This is a genomic window from Marinifilum caeruleilacunae, assembly GCF_013141825.1.
GTDB classification, from domain to species: domain Bacteria; phylum Bacteroidota; class Bacteroidia; order Bacteroidales; family Marinifilaceae; genus Marinifilum; species Marinifilum caeruleilacunae.
Genome location: NZ_RZNH01000037.1, coordinates 1 through 21,799, shown reverse-complemented (window position 1 = coordinate 21,799; position 21,799 = coordinate 1). Strand labels below are relative to the sequence as shown.

Annotated in this window: 22 protein-coding genes; 9 read left to right on the top strand and 13 right to left on the bottom strand. The window is 35.5% G+C overall.

Features of this window, described 5'->3' with window-relative positions; genetic code table 11:
• Window positions 1-8 precede the first annotated feature (8 nt).
• From ELS83_RS17650 to ELS83_RS17595, 12 genes are all read right to left on the bottom strand, one after another.
• Window positions 9-1,271: an ABC transporter permease gene (locus ELS83_RS17650; protein ID WP_171596867.1), complete on the bottom strand. Its 1,263-nt coding sequence runs from the start codon at window positions 1,269-1,271 to the stop codon at window positions 9-11.
• Window positions 1,268-3,463: an ABC transporter transmembrane domain-containing protein gene (locus ELS83_RS22595; RefSeq protein ID WP_171596866.1), complete on the bottom strand. Its 2,196-nt coding sequence runs from the start codon at window positions 3,461-3,463 to the stop codon at window positions 1,268-1,270. Before ELS83_RS22595 ends, ELS83_RS17650 begins: the two co-directional genes overlap by 4 nt.
• Window positions 3,464-3,488: 25 nt before the next feature.
• Window positions 3,489-4,004 carry a redoxin domain-containing protein gene (locus ELS83_RS17640; protein ID WP_171596865.1) on the bottom strand — a complete coding sequence of 172 codons (516 nt, stop codon included), beginning with the start codon at window positions 4,002-4,004 and terminating at the stop codon, window positions 3,489-3,491.
• Between the two features lie 38 nt (window positions 4,005-4,042).
• The gene (locus tag ELS83_RS17635) at window positions 4,043-4,636 is read right to left on the bottom strand and encodes a hypothetical protein (RefSeq protein ID WP_171596864.1); all 594 of its coding nucleotides are present in this window, start codon (window positions 4,634-4,636) and stop codon (window positions 4,043-4,045) included.
• Window positions 4,637-4,649: 13 nt separating this feature from the next.
• A complete protein-coding gene (locus tag ELS83_RS17630) occupies window positions 4,650-5,885 on the bottom strand; it encodes a carboxypeptidase-like regulatory domain-containing protein (protein WP_171596863.1) in 1,236 nt (411 codons plus the stop codon).
• 25 nt (window positions 5,886-5,910) lie between these two features.
• On the bottom strand, window positions 5,911-7,146 hold the full coding sequence (locus ELS83_RS17625; RefSeq protein ID WP_171596862.1) for a carboxypeptidase-like regulatory domain-containing protein: 1,236 nt from the start codon (window positions 7,144-7,146) through the stop codon (window positions 5,911-5,913).
• 60 nt (window positions 7,147-7,206) lie between these two features.
• On the bottom strand, window positions 7,207-7,377 hold the full coding sequence (locus ELS83_RS17620; RefSeq protein ID WP_171596861.1) for a hypothetical protein: 171 nt from the start codon (window positions 7,375-7,377) through the stop codon (window positions 7,207-7,209).
• 526 nt (window positions 7,378-7,903) lie between these two features.
• On the bottom strand, window positions 7,904-8,065 hold the full coding sequence (locus tag ELS83_RS17615) for a hypothetical protein (RefSeq protein WP_171596860.1): 162 nt from the start codon (window positions 8,063-8,065) through the stop codon (window positions 7,904-7,906).
• 21 nt (window positions 8,066-8,086) lie between these two features.
• On the bottom strand, window positions 8,087-8,248 hold the full coding sequence (locus ELS83_RS17610; protein ID WP_171596859.1) for a hypothetical protein: 162 nt from the start codon (window positions 8,246-8,248) through the stop codon (window positions 8,087-8,089).
• Window positions 8,249-8,531: 283 nt separating this feature from the next.
• Window positions 8,532-8,741 carry an HTH domain-containing protein gene (locus tag ELS83_RS17605; protein WP_171596858.1) on the bottom strand — a complete coding sequence of 70 codons (210 nt, stop codon included), beginning with the start codon at window positions 8,739-8,741 and terminating at the stop codon, window positions 8,532-8,534.
• Window positions 8,742-8,894: 153 nt separating this feature from the next.
• Window positions 8,895-9,542 (bottom strand): hypothetical protein, encoded by a 648-nt coding sequence (locus ELS83_RS17600; protein WP_171596857.1) that lies wholly within the window; start codon window positions 9,540-9,542, stop codon window positions 8,895-8,897.
• A 58-nt stretch (window positions 9,543-9,600) separates the two neighbouring features.
• Complete coding sequence (locus ELS83_RS17595) at window positions 9,601-10,914, bottom strand: hypothetical protein (RefSeq protein ID WP_171596856.1); 1,314 nt, start codon at window positions 10,912-10,914, stop codon at window positions 9,601-9,603.
• 501 nt (window positions 10,915-11,415) lie between these two features.
• On the opposite strand from ELS83_RS17595, the gene sufB reads away from it, so the two are divergent.
• The 7 genes from sufB to queG all read left to right on the top strand — a co-directional run bounded on the left by sufB (window position 11,416) and on the right by queG (window position 18,756).
• Window positions 11,416-12,867, top strand: coding sequence for a Fe-S cluster assembly protein SufB (sufB, locus tag ELS83_RS17590; protein WP_171596855.1), 1,452 nt, complete (start codon window positions 11,416-11,418; stop codon window positions 12,865-12,867).
• Between the two features lie 111 nt (window positions 12,868-12,978).
• Window positions 12,979-13,731 (top strand): Fe-S cluster assembly ATPase SufC, encoded by a 753-nt coding sequence (sufC, locus tag ELS83_RS17585; protein ID WP_171596854.1) that lies wholly within the window; start codon window positions 12,979-12,981, stop codon window positions 13,729-13,731.
• A 47-nt stretch (window positions 13,732-13,778) separates the two neighbouring features.
• Complete coding sequence (gene sufD, locus ELS83_RS17580; RefSeq protein ID WP_171596853.1) at window positions 13,779-15,140, top strand: Fe-S cluster assembly protein SufD; 1,362 nt, start codon at window positions 13,779-13,781, stop codon at window positions 15,138-15,140.
• A gap of 22 nt (window positions 15,141-15,162) precedes the next feature.
• Entirely contained in the window at window positions 15,163-16,386 is a 1,224-nt protein-coding gene (locus tag ELS83_RS17575; protein ID WP_216616654.1) for an aminotransferase class V-fold PLP-dependent enzyme, read from the top strand.
• A 75-nt stretch (window positions 16,387-16,461) separates the two neighbouring features.
• Window positions 16,462-16,881, top strand: coding sequence for a SufE family protein (locus ELS83_RS17570; protein ID WP_171596852.1), 420 nt, complete (start codon window positions 16,462-16,464; stop codon window positions 16,879-16,881).
• A gap of 8 nt (window positions 16,882-16,889) precedes the next feature.
• Window positions 16,890-17,201, top strand: a complete 312-nt coding sequence (locus ELS83_RS17565; protein WP_171596851.1) for a metal-sulfur cluster assembly factor — start codon at window positions 16,890-16,892, stop codon at window positions 17,199-17,201.
• Between the two features lie 622 nt (window positions 17,202-17,823).
• Entirely contained in the window at window positions 17,824-18,756 is a 933-nt protein-coding gene (gene queG, locus ELS83_RS17560; RefSeq protein WP_171596850.1) for a tRNA epoxyqueuosine(34) reductase QueG, read from the top strand.
• On the opposite strand, the gene ELS83_RS17555 is transcribed toward queG, so the two are convergent.
• Window positions 18,745-19,149: a secondary thiamine-phosphate synthase enzyme YjbQ gene (locus ELS83_RS17555; RefSeq protein WP_171596849.1), complete on the bottom strand. Its 405-nt coding sequence runs from the start codon at window positions 19,147-19,149 to the stop codon at window positions 18,745-18,747. The genes queG and ELS83_RS17555 overlap by 12 nt on opposite strands.
• A gap of 423 nt (window positions 19,150-19,572) precedes the next feature.
• Between ELS83_RS17555 and ELS83_RS17550 the strand changes: the two genes are divergently transcribed.
• Both ELS83_RS17550 and ELS83_RS17545 read left to right on the top strand, forming a co-directional pair.
• Entirely contained in the window at window positions 19,573-20,409 is an 837-nt protein-coding gene (locus tag ELS83_RS17550; protein ID WP_171596848.1) for an alpha/beta hydrolase, read from the top strand.
• Window positions 20,410-20,415: 6 nt separating this feature from the next.
• A complete protein-coding gene (locus tag ELS83_RS17545) occupies window positions 20,416-21,405 on the top strand; it encodes a GSCFA domain-containing protein (protein WP_171596847.1) in 990 nt (329 codons plus the stop codon).
• Window positions 21,406-21,799 lie beyond the last annotated feature (394 nt).

Genomic DNA, 21,799 nt, shown 5'->3' with positions numbered 1-21,799 from the left:
AGATAAGATTAAGGGTTTTCTGAGCTTATGGCTTTTATAGGCAAGACAGATGCGGCTTTTCTGGCAGGATATAATCCAGCAATAGCACCTGAGATAACCAATGTGATAATGGCTCCAATGGCAATGGGAATATTTACATCCAGTCCTTTGAATATAGAATTGCTGTCGGAAATCATATCTCCAATTATTAAATTAATAAGGTTCACAATTAATGTAGCAGCCAGCAGACCTGTGATTCCTGAAATGAAGGTAATGATTATCGATTCATTCAAAATCATGTAAAGTATACTTTTGGGACTCGCTCCTATGGCTTTTCTTATACCAATTTCCTGCGTTCTTTCCTTGACAACCACGAGCATAATGTTACTAACGCCTACAATACCACTTAATAGCAGACAGAATCCTACCAACCAAAGAAAACCGTTAATGGTTTTAAACAAGTCTTTAATTGAACTGGCACTAGACTGTACGTTGTTAATGTAAATTGCATTTTTATCTTCTAAATCAAATCGAAAATTTTTCGACAGGTAGTTTTTAATTGACTCTTCGAATCTCCTGGCCGAATTTTCAGCTTTTAAAGAAAGGGCGAAACAATTCATGCTCTTGTCTTTAAAAAAATGATTTTGAAGTGTGCCGAATGGGATGTAGATGTTTCTTTTATTATTTGAAAAGAGTGACTTTTCCGCCAGAACTCCAATAATTTGAAACCATACGCCATCCATACAAAAATACCTGCCAACTACATCTTCTTTATCAAATAATCCTTCGGCAATGTCTTTGCCAATAATTGCAATATTTCTGTTTTGCTGATCGTCTAAAGGATTGAAATATCTGCCTTGTGATGTGTTGTAGGTTTTAATTTTAAAATAACTGCTATTTATTCCATAACATTCAAACCTTTGATAACTATGGCTTTTAGAGTGTAAAAGTTTTCCATTGTATCTTAACTCAGGTGAAGTATGTTCAATTTCAGGATACCAACTTTTCAGCACAGATATATCTTGTTGCTTAAAGCGGATATGCCTACCAGAATTTTGTCCGGGCTTTGAAATGTTGGTTTGGCCACCATAAATCCAAAAACTATTTTGAGTATAATCCTGGAAAAGAACCATTACTCCTTTTTGAAGCCCATTTCCTGCTCCTACTAGAAGAACCAAAATGAAAATCCCCCAGGAGACTCCAAATCCTGTTAAGAGATTTCTTTTTTTGTGTTCCTTTAAGGAGTGCCAGATTTCCTCTACTTGGTACGCGATATGGTATAATCTTTTCAATGTGCAGATAGTTGGTTTGATTCAATATGTAACTCTTTCCAAAACTGACTATAGAAATTATCGTATTTCATTAAATCTTCATGGGTTCCATGATGATCTGTTGTTTTGTGATCCAGAATATATATCTGGTCTGAAATTCTTTTTAAAATGTGGATTCTATGTGTAATGATTAATATGGCAACGTCTGGTTTTACTTTTTCGAGCAATGTAAAAACAAACTGTTCAGTAAGCCGATCCATAGCAGAGGTGGCTTCATCCAGAATGATAAAATCAGGTTTTCTATAGAATATTCTGGCAAATGCCAATAGTTGCTTTTGGCCGCCCGATAAGTTAATACCATCTTCACCCACTTTTGTAGATAATCCTTGTGGTAATAGGTCAAAGAATTTGTTAAAACCCCACTTTTCGCAAAATGCCTTAAGTTCTGTAAAGTTTTGTTCATTTATGTCTTCAAGCAAAATGTTAAAGGCTAGTGTGCTATTGAAAATATGAATGCTTTGAGGAATGTGTCCTATTCGTGATCTCAGATTGGAATTGGAGATCTCATTGAGAGGAATCTCATTCATGAGAATATCTCCATTTTCAGGAAAATAGAATTTCTGTAATATACTGGACAAAGTACTTTTTCCAGTACCTGATTCTCCAAGAAGACTTGTGATTTCACCTTTTTGTATCTTCAGGTTAATGTTTTTTAAAAGTAGAGATCTTCCTGGAAATCGAAAGTTAAGATTATTGATTTGGATGTCTGTAATTTTCGAGATTGATTTGACTTTCTGTTTAGAATTTGTATTAATGTTAATCATTTCAAACAAACGATCAAAGGCTACCTTCGCTTCCTGAACTTGTATGAGCATAGCAATTATGCTTGTTAAAGCTGGTGAAATTCTCGTTGAAATGCCAATCATTGCAATTAGGGCTCCTAAACTAATGGTATCGGTTATTACATGTTGTGCTCCAACGCCAATAATGCTTGCCATGTATATTGTTCCTAATATCCCCGACAAAAAAGATAGATTGATGGTTATTTTTCCCAGCGTAAAGATTTTGTCTTGAAAATTGGTGTAGATAGATCGGTTTTTATTTTCGAAATAACTATTCGTGTTGGTGTTTTTAATTGTTTCGATTCCATTTAAACTATTGATGTAGAAACTTTCGTTATGGGCATAATGTTCCATCACATTCTTTTGTCCTGAAACAATTTTTTTGTTGAAAACGATCAGAATGCTTGCGTAAACAGGAAGAAACAGGAGAGTTAGAATTCCATGTGTGATGGAATAGAAAAACAGAACCAGGATTGAAACCAGTAAAATAAGAATCTCAATTATAAAATTACCAGCTACTTTCGAAAGAAAAGCTTGTATTCTGGCACTGTCATTTAGCCTGGCAATTAAATCTCCTGATTTTCTGTTGTCAAAAAAACTTTTGGGTAAATTGAGTAACTGTTTAAAAAAAGAATTAACCATTCGAATGTTAAAATCCCGGCTTTGGATGTATAAGAATTTATTGCGGATAGCATTTAAAAAAGTGTGAGAAACAAGCAATAAACACAGTACAGTTATGGCAATAATAACTTTCGAAAACTCCTTTGATGGTAAAATGTCATCAATCAGTTTTTGGTTAAAGACAGAGACTGCTAAACTCAAGCCGGCAATTAAAACACCAATAAAAATAGAGACCATTAAAATTTGTCTGTCTTCCTGAATCATGTTTAAGATCCAATTTCTCTTCTGTTCTTTTGATTCTTCTTTGTGGGCGAAGGATTTTTCTGGCTCTAATGTTAACAGAGCTTTCGACTTCCATACTTTTAGCAGTTCATTTTGTGTGTAATAACAAATCCCTTTGCCAGGATCACCTATCACTAGTTTATCGTTATGAAATCCATAAAATACAACATAGTGCTCCAGGCCATTTTCAAGCTCAAGGTGTAAAATTAGTGGGTGCTTTGTTTCCAATAAATTCTCAAATTCTGCCTGATAGGCTTTTGCAGACAAATTGGACTTTTTTGCAGCTTGATACAAGCCCAGAAGGCTTGTACCTTGCTTACTGGTTCCGCTCCATTCACGTAATGATTCAAAATTACCAGTACCACCAAAATATTTGATAATGGACAGCAAACAAGCAACACCGCAATCAGCATAATCGTGTTGTAAAGTAAAAGTTTGTTTTGCTTTTTTATAGAGTTTACGATTCACAAAATTATAGATTGAATGTTAGTGTTTAGTTTGGAATTTCTTGATTTAAATGTTCCTTTATGGTAAACAAACTGATTAAACCCTTAAACGAATGACAAAGTATTCCATTCTTATAGATTAAGCCTTTTGGATATTCATTTATATTGTATTTTTCGGTTAAAACACTTGCCTCAATTTGAGCAAATTTGAAATGCTCCACACCTGCAATGTCATTGCTTTTAATAAAGGAGACGATACTGTCACGATTTTGTGATGATACCCAAATGAAATCAAGGTTTTCTGGTACAAAATCTTCTTTTTTGAGTTGCTTGGCTTCGTAGGAACATAAAGAACAGTCGCTGGCAAAAAAACAGATCACTGAATTTTCATTTAATTCATAATCCTCAACAGGTTCTAAAAAATTGAAGTCGTTAAAATCAATGATTTCAAAATTGCTGGCGATTTCTTTATTAGCTTTTCTTTTCGTGCTAATAAAGAACAATAAGGTCACTACAATGATGACAAAGAGCGCTACTGGAAGAATTTTTTTTAGATCATTCATTTTGAAGCATTGCTAATTGATAAAAAATGAGTTGCTTATTATAGTTCTGTTAGAAAAACAACAAAAAGAGCATAAACAATAATTGCCGGGACATAGGAAGAAAATATAATTTTCGTGCTTTGCTTCCATTTGATATCGTTAAGAAGTGTTGTTAAAAGAAGCAGTGCAAAAACAAAAATAATATCGTACAAGCTGAATGATTTAAGGAATTGAGCCAGAATATGATCTGCATCTCCTAATTTCAAAGTTAAAAAGGTTTTCGAATTGAAGGTACGTAAGGATTCCATATTATATGTACTCCAATTGAAAGATGCCCAAGTGATTACGGCAATATATCTAAAAAAGTATACGAAATTAGCAAGGATTACTGTTTTTAAAACTTGTTTAGATTTCAATTTGTAGCCCGAAAGCAGTGTTCCTCCTAATATGAGTAAAGTTACCACCGCAATTTTTAATAGATAAACAATTGTGTTGTAAAGGTAATTGTATATTAGAAAGTTATTAAGAATAAATTCAGAATCCTTTACTTTCGCAAAAACAATTCCACTACTCGTATATCGAAGTATAAGTAGGATCGATAAAAATATTAATAATGCATATCTGCATTTTAACTGTCTTAAGAATTGTATCATGTTTTTCTAGATTTTAATTGGTGGCGTTATCTTTGAATTGGCTTTGTAGTGATGATTTTTTCTCTAAATCGGTAATGACTTTTTCTTCCAGAGGCTCATCCAGAAGTATATTATAATTTGTCCAGAAATTTTCATCATATTCCATTTCCTGATCATAAAGATCTATTTCATTGGGAACAACATGTTTGGAACGTAAGCGTTTGAATTTTTTTCGATCGGGACTGTAATTCACAAATGTTAGACTACTTTCAGTTATACCCAAGCCTTTTGAACTTTTAAGGTAATCTGTTATGCTAACACTATAGAAGAACGCGGGATAATATTTGTTGTCGATCTTTGTGTATTGGTAAGAGCGTTTGGCTATAAGCCTGGTGTTAGTTCTCAGTTCTTCTTCATACTTTAATATTGCATAATCTTTACTATTGATATAAAAAGTACAGGGTATACTTTGTGTCGATTTAAAAACATAGATTTCATAATCCGTTTTTTTTATCAGATGTGATAAAACAAATTGTAATTCTTTATCCTTGTATTTTTGGGAGAGAGGATTAAACTTAGATGTGTGAAGCCTGTCTTTGAAATAACGAACAGGATTTCCGACTAACAAATAGTGCAGATAGTTTTGAGAAAAACCAAGCATTTTTTTGAATAGTTTAGAACCCAAATGTTCTTCAGTAAAGTTGTCAGATTTACGAAATTGCAGCAAGCTGCACTTGATTTTTGATAGGGGGGCTGTTACTTTCCCATCTTGAATATTAACAGCAGACTCTATTAACCTGGTATGTTGTTTGGTTCTTTCCTGATATTGTACTTCTCTATAGAATGCTTCGCATTGATACAATTTGCCTGGATAATTTAGTTTTAGATTTTTAATAACATTTGTAAAGATTTCTTCTTTTTTATTGTCAGGCAATACAATAACATCGGCTAATAAATATTCATTTCTAACAAGTTTTATATAACAGGTATCAGATAAAAGTTCATTTAAAGGAATCAGTTTTTTTTCATACTCAATATGGGAAACCATTAGGGTGTCTTTCTCAAGATTGAACTGCCCTTTTAATTCGAAATCGCCCTTAATATTTGTAACAGTTCCTATGCCCGTTCCCAGGATTCCTACATGGGCATAGGGAATGGCAACTGTGTCGGCCAAACATGATATTTGACCTCTTATTATTTGAGTGTTTTGCATGTAAGCATGTTTGCTTAGTAGCATAAAAACAAGACATATAAAAAGTTTATTACTCATAGAGTTAATTATTTATAATTCGCTTTTATAGATTTGAGTTTTCTTTAAATTGAGTTTGTAAGGATTTACCTTGTTCTAAATCTGAAATGATTTTTGGGTGTATCGGCTCGTCTAGTAATATGTTGTAGCTAGCCCAAAAATACTCGTCGTACTTCATCTTCAGATCGTAAAGTTCAAGATCCTTAACGGCGACGTGTTTTGAACGTAAGCGTTTAAAATTTTTTCGATCGGGATTATGATTGACAAAGCTCAATGAGCTTATGGTCATTCCTAGTCCTTTAGAGTCTTTTAGTATGCTTTGAATATTCTCAGATTTAAAAAATGAGGGGTAATATTTATCCTCAACTTTTGTAAAGTGATACGATTGCTTTTGAATATTTTTTAGTTCGTGATCGAATTGTAAAATCGCAAAATCTGATTTGTTGATGTAAAAATTGAATCTCAGTTCAGGGCCTACATCATATTGAAATACATAAATTTCCTGACCCTTTTTCTTAATTAAGCTTTTCAGGCTTAAAGTTCCCTTTTTATTTTCATATGCCCATTGAATTGGGTTGCAATACAAATCGCCTTTGCTTAGTAGTTCTTTGTAACAGCGGGTGGGGTTGCCTCGAAGTAAATAGTACAATTGATTGTAATCTATAAGTAATTTGCTCAATAACTTTGAGCCCCAATGTTCTTGTGTGTAGTTCTTTGATTTTCGAAGTTGTAAAACACTGCATTTTATTTTAGTTCTGGGAGAACTAACCTTACCATCCTGAATATTTATCGCAGCTTCTATCAGTCGGGTATTGGTTTTAGTTTTTAATTCATATTGCACTTCTCGATAGAATGCTTCACATTGATACAATTTATCTGGGTAGTTGATTTTTAAGTTTTCAATTACCTGCTTAAAAATCTCATTTATTTTTTCATTAGGTAATACAATAACCTCTCCTAATTCATATTTACTTTTTACAAGGTCGATATGATTGATTTCTGCCACGAATTCTTTTAATGGGATGTATTTTTTTTCGTACTCAAGATGAGATATCACGAGGGTGTCTTTATCAAGGTTAAATTGTCCTTTTAATTCGAAATCTCCGTTAATGTTAGAAATAGTACCTATGCCTGTACCTAATATTCCAATATGTGCATAAGCAATGGCAATTGAATCGCTGAAACATGAAATTTCGCCTTTTATTTTTTGTGTGTTTTGCGAAAAACAGGTTTGATTTGTTATGATTAAAAACCCAAGATAAAATATGAATTTGTGAAGCATAAAATAATAGTAGGTTATTTTGTTTGGAGAGTATTGGGCTCCTAAGAGCCCAAATAGAGATTATCCTACAGGATATCCATAGAAACTACAAATACCTCTTGCTACACCCATACCTTCAGTGTCGCGTTCATCTTCATTATGATCGTAAATCATTTGAATAGTTTTGCAATATTCTTTTGCAGATACTCCTGCCTGGATGTTTTCCATTTGTTCAAAATTCAATTCTTTCATTTTGTCAAAATTTTAAGTATTAATAATAAAATAACTTTAATTTTGCCCTTATCTCTTCGCATGAGAAATTGAGCTTGAGTTTTTTCATGTGCACATTTGAATGAACTCGAGAACTAAGTTATGTAAGCAAACTGTCACTTTATGATAGTTTGCCTATTTTTATTAAGTCTATTTTGTAGGCAGTAATACTTGGTAAAAGATAAGGATTAGTATACATACAGAATAACAATTATAATTAAATAGACATTTTGTTCTAAATAAGATTAAGAATAGAATGTCATTTTTTGTGTTGTTAAGTTTTTTGGGGATGTTAATGCTACTATTTTAACATTAGCCGATCAATGGCATTAATAGCTAATAAAACTTCATTTATTAAATAATCTTATAAGGATGACTAAATGTATGAATCGAAAGAGTTATGATTTGAGGGGGAAATGTAATGAATGGCGATTTGTTGAAACTAGCAAGTTATAGGAATAAAAAAAATATCTGAATTACTAGAAATCCAGATATTTTAAAAAGAGGTCTATTGTCCCAATGCGTGACAAAGATTCATAGCATACATCAATCCTTCTGAATGTCTTTCGTCAGGGTTACTTTCGTAGATCATACGTACAGTTTTACAATATTCTTTTGCAGAAATACCAGCTTGGATATTCTCCATCTGCTCAAAGCTTAATTCTTTCATTTTATAATATTTATAATTGAATTAATATCCAGCTCCATAACAAATTGATAAAGCATAACGCATTCCTTCAGTATCTCTCTGATCAGGATTGTGTTCGAAAATCATATGTATGGTTGCACAATATTCCATCATAGGTACGCCAGCCTGGATGTTTTCCATTTGTTCGAAATTCAATTCTTTCATTTTGTCAAAATTTTAAGTTTTAATAATAAATTAACTTTAATTTTGCCCTTATCTCTTCGCATGAGACAATGGACTTGAGTTTGATCATGTGCACATTTGAATGAACTCAAGAACTAAGTTATGTAAGCAAACTATCATTTGATGATAGTTTGCTTATTTTTATTAAGTCTATTCTGAATCAAGGGGAAGGGGGAAGGTAGAAGTCCTGAATGGCATTAATAATAATTATTATAGTAGAAATAAAATGCCATTCTAAATAAGATCAAAATTCAAGCATCATTTTCTATTTTGTTAGCTTTTTGTAGTAGTAAGTTTGTTTGATTTTTGAGTAGCCGATTTCCTCTCCTAATTTTTTTAACGTTCTAATTAATCTGTATATGGCACTTACAGAGGTGTTTAGCTTGCTGGCTAACTGTTCCGGTGTGCCTGTGCTTTCTTGTTCTATGAGTTTTTTCAGGTGTTTTTCTCGTGTTAGTAATGTTTCGTAATTCATAATTATTGGTCCCCTATGTTTGGTTATACATATTAATTCCCTAAAAGAGCAAAAGGTAACCCAAACAACTCAACTAAATGATGAACGTAATAAAATTAATTGTCAGCAAGAAGAAGAGCGGGGTTAAAATATTATGATATGTTTGATTTGAAGTTATAAGCACGTAATAAAATGAAATCCCAACTGACTGATATGATCATTACCACCGTAAATATTAAAATGCACACCTAGCTTGTGTTTCTTATTAAGTTGGTAGTTTACATCCAGGAGGAATGGGTTCCATTCCATCGAATTCCACGATCGGTGTGCAATCCAATAATTCCCATTATCAGAAGAATTTTCCAGGATGTCCATACCGCTTTTGTAACCATATCCTATACCTAAAGCAATGTCGAATGGTAATTGCTTTGACAGAAATGAAAGTGGTTTGAACCTTACATTCAAATCTAATCCGAACTGACTATTGCTTGAGGTAAAGAAATTAGAGTTTCCTAATTGATAGGTTCGTCCACCATATGAAATTGAATTGTTAGTCGAGTTCTGCAGATAGACCTGCTGTTTATAATCTGTTTCATAATTGGGTTTTATACGCGCATAGGAAACAGATGGGGAGAATTCGAAATACTTACATGCTTGAATAGGCAGTTCCATATTAAATCCCACTCCATCAATTCCTGTGTTGAGTACGGCGCCTGCTCCTACTCGTAATGATGCTTTGAGTTTTTTCTGTGCGAGAACAGGTGTTGCTAGTAAGATAAGGATAAGTAAGATCAAATTAATCCTAGTTAATATATATATCATGATATTAATAAGTTAGAAGATTATCTTTTATACAATTTGTAATCATGGTAACTGAAATTTATTTTTGGTTAACCCAAAACTCAAAAATTCCAGTAGAATGCTTAGTGCCTTCTCCAGCTGTAGTATTAGTATATTGTAACAAAGCTTCCCCCATTTCATCATCATTTTTATTAACTTCTAGAGTGATTTTAGTATTTATTGTGTTCTGATTATCAATCTTCGATGTTAATACAATGTCTATATTTTTAGAACCTCTGTTAGCATCTTCTTCAATGAAAACATATTTCATTCTGTCCCCGAATTCATTTTTATTCCATTGTAGCATTGGAATGTTAAGTGTTTTGGTGTCAATTTTAAGTTTTAACCATTTTCTATGGTACCAACCTTTTTTGCCAAGGTATTTTGTAAGTGTTCCTAACTGGTTATCGTCATCCTTGGCAAATACAACAATTAGTTTTACTTCTGGCTTTCCCTGAGTCCACTTTTCTACACTCCGCAGAGCTGATTTACTAATAAATTTAGCCTTTAATAGGTTATCTAAGTTGTCATTCTGATCTCTATCGTATCTTCTTGATCTAGAGGAAGAGGAAGAGGAAGAGGAAGAGGAACCGCTATTTAATCCGCGACCGTTAAATTCTTGAATTACCATGCCTCTTTGGTAATAATAATGGTCTTCAGTCTCAAAATCAGGAATCCCCATGTGATGATTAATATTATCTAGTTCGTTCTTAACTATAGCTACTAATCTTTCATTTTCACTTATTACAATAACAGGTTCCTCGGGTGGTTCGTTAGCATCAATTTGGTATGAATTTCCTTCATTATCTATCGCAGTTAACGTTGTTGTTGTTTTTTCATCAAAATCGATAGGAAGTATTACGACATGCGGAGGTTTTCGAGCAAAGTCAATTCCTTCTTCACTCTCAGTAAATATTTCAGGAATTGCAATTTGCATTAGAGGATAGTCTTGTTCTAATTCTTTAAAAAGTGATGGCGTTTCAAAATTTGATGTTTTTGTTTTATCATTTTCAGACTTAATGTACATGGATAAAGTTTCAATGAATGTTTTTTTTTGAGACTTTACTTTAGATTCATTATCTATTTTCTGATTATAGGCGAGTGCTAGAATGAAATTATTATCACCATCAAATTTCTTAATTGCTTCTGATTGAATAAAATTACCAACATTAGAATTTTTTAATGATTTGGCAATGATTTGACCAAGTTTTAAAACTTTAGGATCGTTATTTGGTTCACTCGACTGATCAATTTTTGGTTGATCTTCTTTTTCCATAAACGGATCATTTGAACAAGAATAAATGAGTCCATTAATTAAAACCAAGGCTATTGGCAAAATAAAATGTTTTTTCATAATCTTAAATTTTAATGTTTATAGTTACTTTCAATCTCCATAAAAACTCACCATAAACAATCAGAAATCCAACCAACATCGACAAACACATACCCAATACCGACAAACGCATATTCAGCATCGACTTAACTTTTTACTAAGGAGCTGAAACAAACAATCCTAACTTTTTGTTTAGTATAAAAAATGGAATTTTGGGCGGGAGTAAAATCTCTTTCATGCAAACGTATCCATTCCCAAAAATTTACGTTTCAGTTAATAAGGACTTGGAAGTATTTTATTGCATCATATCAGTAAGATATTTAAATACTTTCTTATATTTGCACTTGATTTCAGAGGGGCTTGAGGGGGATATATCACAAATTCTTATTTGCTTTGCAGAAACAATAGGTTTTTAAAGCCTATGCAAGAATAGTTTCGAAGACAAAAATTGAATCTTACTGGTATGAAATAACAATTCCGCGAAAGCGAATGAAATCGGTCAGGATCTAATATTTTGGTATTATGGCGAAAGAAGAACAAGATAAAATATTAAATGAGGTTACTGAGAGCGAATACAAATATGGCTTTGTAACCGACATTGAGAACGATGACATTGGTAAAGGTCTGAATGAGGATGTCATTCGCATGATCTCGGCGAAAAAGAAAGAGCCTAAGTTCATGCTCGATTTCAGATTGAAGGCTTACCGTCATTGGAAAACGATGAAAATGCCTGAATGGGCATATTTGGATATTCCTGAAATTGATTACCAGGATATCATTTACTACTCTGCTCCTAAGCAAAAAGCAAAGCTGGAGAGCATGGATGATGTTGATCCGGAAATTCGTGCAACTTTCGACAAGTTGGGAATTCCTTTGGATGAGCAAAAAATTCTTGCCAATGTTGCTGTTGATGTGGTAATGGACTCATCATCGGTAAAAACTACTTTTAAAGAAGCTTTGGCTGAAAAAGGAATTATTTTCTGTTCCTTCAGCGAAGCAGTTCAGGATCACCCAGATCTGATTCAGGAGTACATGGGAACTGTAGTTCCAATTCAGGACAACTTTTATGCAGCACTAAACTCGGCTGTATTCTCCGATGGTTCGTTTGTTTACATTCCAAAAGGCGTTCGTTGCCCTATGGAACTGTCTACTTACTTCCGTATCAATGCAGAAAATACAGGTCAGTTCGAGAGAACACTTATTGTTTGCGAAGAGGAATCATACGTAAGTTACCTGGAAGGATGTACAGCACCAATGCGTGACGAAAACCAGCTGCATGCGGCTATCGTTGAAATTATCGTTAAAGATAATGCAGAGGTGAAGTATTCAACCGTTCAGAACTGGTACCCTGGCGATAAGAATGGTAAAGGTGGTATTTACAACTTTGTAACCAAGCGTGGTATTTGCGAAGGGGTGAACTCGAAATTGATGTGGGCACAGGTTGAGACCGGATCGGCGGTTACCTGGAAATATCCATCAACCATCCTGAAAGGTGATGGTTCATCGAGCGAATTCTATTCGGTTGCGGTAACCAACAACCACCAGCAAGCCGATACAGGAACCAAAATGATTCACATTGGTAACAATACCAAGAGTACCATTATCTCGAAAGGGATTTCGGCAGGAAAGAGTAACAACTCTTACCGAGGATTGGTAAAAGTGGCCAAAAACTGTGAAGGTGCTCGTAACTTCTCGCAGTGCGATTCATTACTTTTGGGCGATAAGTGTGGTGCACATACTTTCCCATATCTCGAAATCGGAAACCAAACGGCTAAGGTGGAGCACGAAGCTACCACTTCAAAAATTGGTGAAGACCAGATCTTCTATTGTAACCAACGTGGTATCAATACCGAAGATGCAATTGGTTTGATCGTAAACGGATATGCAAAAGAGGTAATCAACAAAATGCCTATGGAGTTTGCTGTTGAAGCACAAAAATTGCTTCAAATCAGCTTAGAAGGCTCGGTAGGATAATATATATAAGCCTGGAGCTATTTAGTGCCGGGCTTTCTGCCAGTGAAACAAGCAACTGGTAAATTAATAAAGTAGTAATTCGCCCAAATGGGCAAAAAGCTAAATATAGAAATGTTAAGCATTAAGAATTTACACGTTTCCATCGAAGGAAAAGATATCCTTAAAGGAATCAATCTGGATGTAAAGCCAGGTGAAGTTCACGCAATTATGGGACCTAATGGTGCCGGAAAAAGTACTCTTGCTTCAGTTTTGGCAGGTAGAGATTTGTTTAATGTAACCGAAGGTGAAGTAAATTTCCAGGGCAAAGACCTTTTGGATATGGAACCTGAAGATCGTGCCAAAGAAGGTATTTTTCTTGGATTCCAGTATCCAATCGAAATTCCTGGAGTTTCTACTGTGAACTTTATGAAGACTGCTGTTAACGAGCATCGCAAATACAAAGGTTTGGATCCACTATCGGCTTCTGACTTTTTGAAATTGATGCGCGAGAAAAAATCATTGGTCGAAATCGACTCGAAACTAACAAACCGTTCGGTAAACGAAGGTTTCTCGGGTGGTGAGAAAAAGAAAAATGAGATTTTCCAGATGGCAATGCTTGAACCTAAGTTGGCTGTATTGGACGAAACCGATTCAGGTTTGGATATCGATGCACTACGTGTTGTTGCAAATGGTGTGAACAAATTGAAAACACGCGATAATGCAACAATTGTAATTACTCACTATCAGCGTTTGTTGGATTACATCGTACCTGACGTTGTTCATGTATTATATGATGGACGTATCGTAAAAACTGCAGGAAAAGAGTTGGCTCTTGAACTGGAAGAAAAAGGATACGACTGGATTAAAGAAGAGAACGGAAAATAGTTGATAGTAAGGAGTGGTGAAACACTCAATTAAATAATTTGTCAGATATGGCCGATATTAATACAATAAATAAGGATTTCGCCGATTTGTTTAATCAAGGAAATGAATTGTTGTTAGAGGGTTCGTCGGATGTGATGAACGAAACCCGCAAGAATGCATTCCAGGATTTCTCGAAATTGGGCGTGCCTACTCGTGCCAACGAGAATTACAAGTATACCAACTTGATTCCGGCTTTCGATCATCCATACAATGTAAATCTTAGATATCAGCAGGTTGATGTTGATTTGAATGAGATTTTCCAGTGCGATGTGCCTGAATTGGATACCAATATGGTATTATTGACAAATGGTTGGTACTATGGAAACAATAAAGAGCTAACTGAACTGCCAAAAGGAGTAATTATTTGTGGTGTTCAGGAAGCAGCCGAAAAATATCCTGAAATATTTAATGCACACTATGGCAAATACGCCAAAACCGACGAAGATGGTGTGGTTGCATTAAATACAGCATTGGCTAAGGATGGATTCTTTATTTACGTACCAAAAGGTGTGGTAATCGAGAAGCCGATTCAGGTAGTAAACCTGCTTCGTTCCGATCGCGACCTAATGGCTACTCAAAGAAACTTAATTGTTGTTGAAGAAAATGCGCAGGCAAAAATTATTGTGTGCGATCATACTTTAACACACCATAAATATTTAACCAATTCGGTAACAGAGGTAAATGTTGCAAGAAATGCAATCTTCGATTTGTATACTTTGCAAAATCAGCATTTAAACTCTGTAATTTTAAATTCAACATTCATTCGCCAGGAGAGCAACTCCAATGTATTGTCGAATACCATTTCTCTTTACGGGGGAACCATTCGTAACAATCATCATGTAATTCTTGATGAGGAGCATTGCGAGAACAATACCTTCGGAATGTACCTGATGGACAGAGATCAGCATGTAGATAACTTTACATCTATCGATCACGCCAAGCCAAACTGTTTGAGTAACGAGCACTTTAAAGGTGTAATGGACGACCAGGCATCAGGCGCATTTGCAGGAAGAATTTTCGTAAGAAGAGATGCACAGCAAACGCAGGCTTTCCAGTCTAACAACAATTTGTTGCTTTCTAACGATGCTGTAATCAATACAAAACCACAGCTGGTAATCGATGCCGACGATGTAAAATGTAGTCACGGTGCAACTGTCGGACAAATGGACGAAGATGCATTGTTCTACCTGCGTGCAAGAGGAATCGATGAGAAAGAAGCGCGTCAGATGTTGATGTTTGCATTCGCTCACGAAATTATCGAGAAAATCAGGGTTGAGCCTTTAAAAGAAAGAATCGACGAATTGGTTGATAAAAGATTACGTGGAGAAATTTCGAAATGTAATACTTGTGCGATTGCCTGCAATCATTAAGAATTTATATCATTGATAAAGAATGGCTATAGATATTCAAAAAATACGTAAAGATTTTCCTATTCTTGAGGAACAAGTGCACGGCAAACCACTTGTGTACTTCGATAATGCTGCAACCACTCAAAAACCTACACAGGTGATTGATGAAATGGTGAAGTATTACTACAAGTACAATTCTAATATTCATCGTGGAGTTCACTATTTAAGTAACAAATCCACCGATGGAAACGAGAATGCACGTAAAATTGTGCAGAAGTTCATCAATGCCGAACATCTTCACGAAATTATTTTTACACGAGGCACAACCGAATCGGTAAACCTTGTGGCCAATTCATTTGCCGATAAATACATCAGCGAAGGCGATGAGGTAATTGTTTCCGAAATGGAACACCATTCGAACATTGTGCCCTGGCAATTGGTTTGTGAGAAGAAAAAAGCCATTCTTAAAGTACTTCCTTTCAACGATAAGGGAGAACTGCTTGTCGATCAGTTGGATGCATTAATTAGCGATCGCACCAAAATTGTAGCGGTCAATCACATCTCCAACTCTTTGGGAACCATTAATCCAATCCAGAAAATTATCGACATCGCCCATGCGCGCGGTGTTAAGGTATTGGTAGATGCAGCCCAATCGGTGCAACACGTAAAAATTGATGTACAAGAGTGGGATGTCGACTTTTTGGTATTCTCTGGTCACAAACTATATGGCCCAACAGGAATTGGCGTTTTGTATGGTAAAGAAGATTTGCTAAACGAAATGCCACCATGGCAGGGCGGTGGCGAAATGATTAAGGAAGTTCGATTCGAAGGCACAACTTTTAACGAGTTGCCATTTAAATTCGAAGCGGGTACACCTAATTATATCGATGCCATTGGCCTGGGTGCTGCCATCGAATATGTAGAAAACATCGGTCTGGAAAACATCGATGCTTACGAGCAGGAGCTACTGGCTTATGCTACCGAAAAGTTATCGGGTATCGAAGGACTAAGAATATATGGTACTGCCGAACACAAAACCTCTGTAATCTCCTTCCTTGTCGATGGAATTCATTTTTACGACATGGGAATGCTTTTAGACCAGATGGGAATTGCCGTTCGTACCGGAACACATTGTACCGAACCGGTAATGCAGCATTTTGGAATCGATGGAACCGTACGTGCATCCTTTTCATTCTACAATACAAAAGAAGAAATCGACGCACTTTATAAGGGAATCCTAAAAGTTTGCAAAATGTTTGTACATTAGTGCCATTAAAATAAATGGAGTATTGTATTCTATATATATAATATACACTACTCTTTACCAAGTACAATTAGAGAGATGACAATAAACGAGATTCAGGAAGAAATTATTGAAGAATTTGCAGGATTCGAAGATTGGATGGACAAATACGCATATCTAATCGAGTTGGGAACCGATTTGGAAGGATTGGATGCAAAATACCAAACCGAACAAAACCTAATTAAAGGTTGCCAGTCGAAAGTATGGTTCAATGCAAGTTTGGAAGAAGGAAAAGTGAAACTTGAAGCCGATAGCGATGCCATTATCGTAAAAGGAATTGCAGCATTGTTAATTCGAGTATTCAACAATCAATCTCCTGAAGATATCATGAATGCCGATTTAAACTTTATCGACGAAATCGGTTTAAAACAGCACCTTTCACCAACCAGATCAAACGGTTTGGTATCAATGGTGAAACAAATTAAGATGTACGGAATTGCTTTCAATCATGTAAAATAAAATACAAGATGGGAAAAAAGGAAACAGAAGGAATAATCGTTGAGGTTTTAAAAACCATTTACGATCCCGAAATCCCGGTAAATATTTACGACCTGGGATTAATTTACGAAATCGACTTTTACGAAGAAGATGAGGTGAAGGTATTGATGACCCTTACTGCTCCTAATTGTCCGATGGCCGATCAGATTTTAGAAGAAGTAAACGAGAAAATCAAAGCCTTACCAATGATCGAAGATGTTACCGTTGTGCTAACATTCGATCCACCATGGGATAAGGACATGATGACCGAAGAAGCAAAACTCGAACTGGGTTTTCTATAAACCTGAATTCCATTAAAAATATTATCACAGTTTGATTTGATTTTGAGTAGAAATTTTCTCAGATTTTCGAAGGAATATCGGGATATTTCAAGAGAATATGAGGGAATTTATGCCAAAAACAAGCAAATTAATAAAGTCATCTTCATCCAATCTTTAGCTTAAAAATTTCTCATAATATCCCGATATTAATTTCGTAATTTTTAAACTAAATCTTGAACAAACCTGACTTTCTGTGGCGAATATTTTTAATGGAATTCAGGTTGAAAAATATAAAGGGCTGTTTCGGCCCTTTTTTTTATGGATGTCTTGAAAAGTGTAAAGTTTGTAATAGCAAAATTGTTAATTTCTATCCCCAGTCAACCATAGGAATACACATTTACAAAATCACAAAGTCACGAAAAACCTTCATTTTTCTTCGTTCTTCTAATTTCATCATGAAAGTTTTATACCAGAAATTGGATTCATTTTCTTTTCAGGCTGTTCCCCTCCTTTGTCGGGTCGGGCTTTCCATTGCAACTCCTCGTTCGTTCCTCACTCCGGGGTTTTCATTTCAATCCCTAACACATCCGCTGGCAAGGCAGCCTAAAACTTGGGTTTTAACCAAAATCATTAACTTACCAACATGAATCTCTCACTTCTGGCAAAATCGAACCTTATTAAAGAAAAAGCCCATGAGCTTGGTCTCGACCTTTGCGGAATTGTAAAGGCCGACTTCCTCGATGATGAAAAAGAAAATTTTCTTTCCTGGATTCAAAAAGGCTATCATGGCGAAATGGGATACATGGCCAACAATATCGAGAAACGCCTCGATCCACGATTATTGGTCGAAAACACAAAATCCATAGTTGTAGTCGGTTTAAATTACTTCCCCAAACAGCAACAATCCGATCCCGAAGCACCCGTCATTGCAAAATATGCCTACGGAAAAGATTATCACTTTGTGTTGAAAGATCGATTAAACAAACTTTTCGAATACATCAATACAGAAATACAGGAAGTATCGGGCCGTGCATTTGTCGACTCAGCTCCCATACTCGAACACGCATGGGCCAAGAAAGCCGGCCTGGGCTGGATTGGAAAAAACTCCCTGCTCATCAATCGAAAAATTGGCTCCTTTCTATTTCTTGGCGAGCTGTTTTTAGATATCGAGCTCGAATATGAAAATCCGACCTACGCCGATTTTTGCGGAGGATGCAATCGCTGCATCCGTTCCTGTCCAACAGGTGCTATTACCGAACCCTATGTGGTAAACGGAAGCAAGTGTATTTCTTATTATACCATCGAACTGAAAGGGGAAATCCCCGAAGAGGGAAAAGGAAAATTCCAAAACAGGGTGTTTGGTTGCGACATTTGCCAGGATGTTTGCCCATGGAATCGCATGTCGAAAGCACATCAGGTTCCCGAATTCGAACCCAATCCCGATTTATTAAGCATGTCGAAAGAAGATTGGCAGCAAATGGATGCCCATAAATTTGGCGAGATATTCAGAAATTCGGCTGTCAAGAGAACAAAATTCAAAGGAATCAAAAGAAATCTCGATTTTCTAGATCTCTAAACACGTAATTATAATACTTCTCTCCGATCGAGGACCATCAAATTCGCAAAAGAAAATATTTTGCCAGGTCGATAAACCCATTTTACCACTAACAATTGGTATGCATTCGCTTGGCCCAACAATTCCGGCTTTTAAATGTGAATCGCCATTGTTGTCCTGTGCATCATGCTCCCAAATCCCCGAAGGAATCAATTTTCTTAGCAGTGTAACTACGTCGTTTTGAACCGAATCGTCCCAATTTTCCTGAATCATGATGGCCGCAGTTGCACCCTGTGCATATACATTTACCATGCCCGAACGAATGCCACTTTCGGCCACCGCTTTTTCCACCTGCCGGGTAATATCATATAAAGCATTCTGCTTATCGGTGCGAATTATGATCTGTTTCTGCATTTTCTTTCTACTTTTATAAGTCTTAATAATTCCAATTAAAAAAATAATCATTTATTTGATAAAGTAAATCAAGAGTTAATTCCTTTTATAAATGCTCATTAATTTGTCTTGTTTAAGAATGAATCCGAAAAGATTCAAAATGTAAAGCTAAAATGAGATCGGACTTATAGGATATTGGAAGGACAAAGTGCTTATGTGCAGAAAACTTTTAGAAAGACGGGGAAGCTTCGAAGAATGAGAAGATCACCCCGCCGCACTTAAAGTTTTCAAGTAGAAGAAGTTTGTGCTTACACTTCCTAGATTCTTTGCTTACTTTCTCATCAATGGAGAAAGTAAGAGCCTTCCGGCTTGAGGAAAAAGTATAATATAAAGGTTTTTTAAGCTCCCGATTCTAACTGATAGTCAATACAAAAAAAAATCTCAATGCAACACAAAATCTTCCACCTCCAGTCATCAGATCAAACCCAACTTTTTGCGCAAGAATTTCTCCCTACACAGAATATAAAAGCGGTAATTGTATTGGTGCATGGCATTGGTGAACACAGTTCGAGATATTTGCATTGGGCCGAAAGGTTTGTAAACAAAGGTTTTGCTCTGCTAACTTACGATCAAAAAGGACATGGTTTATCAGAAGGGAAGCGGGGAGTCATTTCTTCTTACAACGATTTTATGAATGATATCGATTTGCTCCTGAAAAATGCAGAAGAAAAATATCCAGACTTACCACTTATATTATACGGACATAGCATGGGTGGAGGAGAGGTATTGAATCACCTGTTAAGAAGAAACGGCAATTATAAAGGCGTAATTTCAACTTCGCCCTGGATTATCTCCCAGGCTGCACCACCAAAATTTGTAATTCCATTGCTGAGATTATTCAATGCATTGATTCCAAAATTCAGTATCAAAACCAAATTCGATTCAAGTTTGCTCTCTCACGATGCAGAAGTTTGCAAAAAATACGATGAGGATGAATTTGTGCATCATTGGGTATCCTTGCGTTTGTTTGTAGATGCTTACGATGCGGGTTATTTTGTAAACAATTCTCAGGAGAAAATTAAAAAACCGCTCTTGCTCATGCATGGCGATGAGGATGAAATTACCGATTCTGCTGCCAGTAAGTTTTTTGCCGATAAAAATCAGGAAAACTGTACCTTTAAATTGTGGAAGAATGCTTATCATGAATTGCATAATGAAACCTGTAATCAGGAAGTGTTCGATTACATTTGCAATTGGATAAATCAATTACTCAAGAAATAGTTGACCATGGATCAATTCAGAACAATTGTTGACATACCGGAATCGGAATATAAAGTTACCTACCATTCGAAAATTCTAATGCTGGGTTCTTGTTTTGTCGAGAACATTGGAAAACTGCTTGTGCAAAATAAATTCAATACAAGTTTGAATCCATTTGGTGTAATTTACAATCCTATTAGTGTAGGTAACAGCATTCAACTTTTAATCGATAACAAAACATTTGCCGAAGAAGACCTTAATTTTGCCAACGATTTGTACTTTAGTTACTCACATCATGGGAGTTTTTCGTCTGTATCTTCCGAAGAGTGCCTGAAAAAAATCAATACCCAAATGCAATCGGCATCTTTAGATCTCGCTACAGCGGATATTCTATTCATTACATTTGGTACTTCATGGGTATACGAATTAATCGATTCTGGTAAGATTGTTTCCAATTGCCATAAGCAACCGGCCAAATCATTTAATCGTTACCGGCTTGAGGTTGACGAAATTGTTCGTTTCTATAAAGATTTGATTCTGTCCTTGTCACTTTTTAACCCACATCTGAAAATTGTTTTTACCGTAAGTCCAATTCGACACTGGAAAGATGGAGCCCATGGCAACCAGTTGAGCAAATCTACTTTGCTATTGGCTGTCGATCAGTTGGTACAGTTGTTCGAGCATGTTAGCTATTTTCCTTCTTACGAAATTGTGATGGACGAATTAAGAGATTACAGGTTCTATCACGAAGATATGATTCACATGAATTCCACTTCAACAAATTACATATGGTCGCGCTTTACAGATGTATACATGGAAAAGCCAACCAGGGATTACATGAAAAAAATAAAGAAGATGATTTCAGCAGCCGAACATCGTCCTTTTAATCCCGATTCCGAATCGCATCAAAAATTCATTCAAAATACCATTTCCGGAATGGAAATATTGGAAAAAGAACTGCCAAATCTATCATTCGAGGCAGAGAGAAAGTTAATGCGAAAAAATCTTCAAAATTAAGTTGGACATTCTCAACTAAATTTCGTAATTTGTTTTTCCCTTTCCACATAAAAAAATAGCTACTGATTTTCAGGCAGCTATTTCTTTTTGCCAAAAAACTTGAAGTTTTTATTTGGAAATAGGAATTATTATCTGTTATCTTTGCACCCGCTTTACAACGGTAAGGCGTTAGCGTAATTCTGGAGAGAAGAGTGGTTGAACCACGATTGCATTTTTAAGGAATTACAATTTTGAAGTTTTTTATTTTTTTTTCAAAAAAGTTTTGGATTTGTAAAAATAAAGTGTTTATCTTTGCAGCCGCTTTTGTAAGAGAGAAGATTCTTTGGAGCACTAGTATCTATGAGGCTTTCGGGAGAATCTAGCTTGAAAAAAAGTTAAAAAAACATTTGCAAGT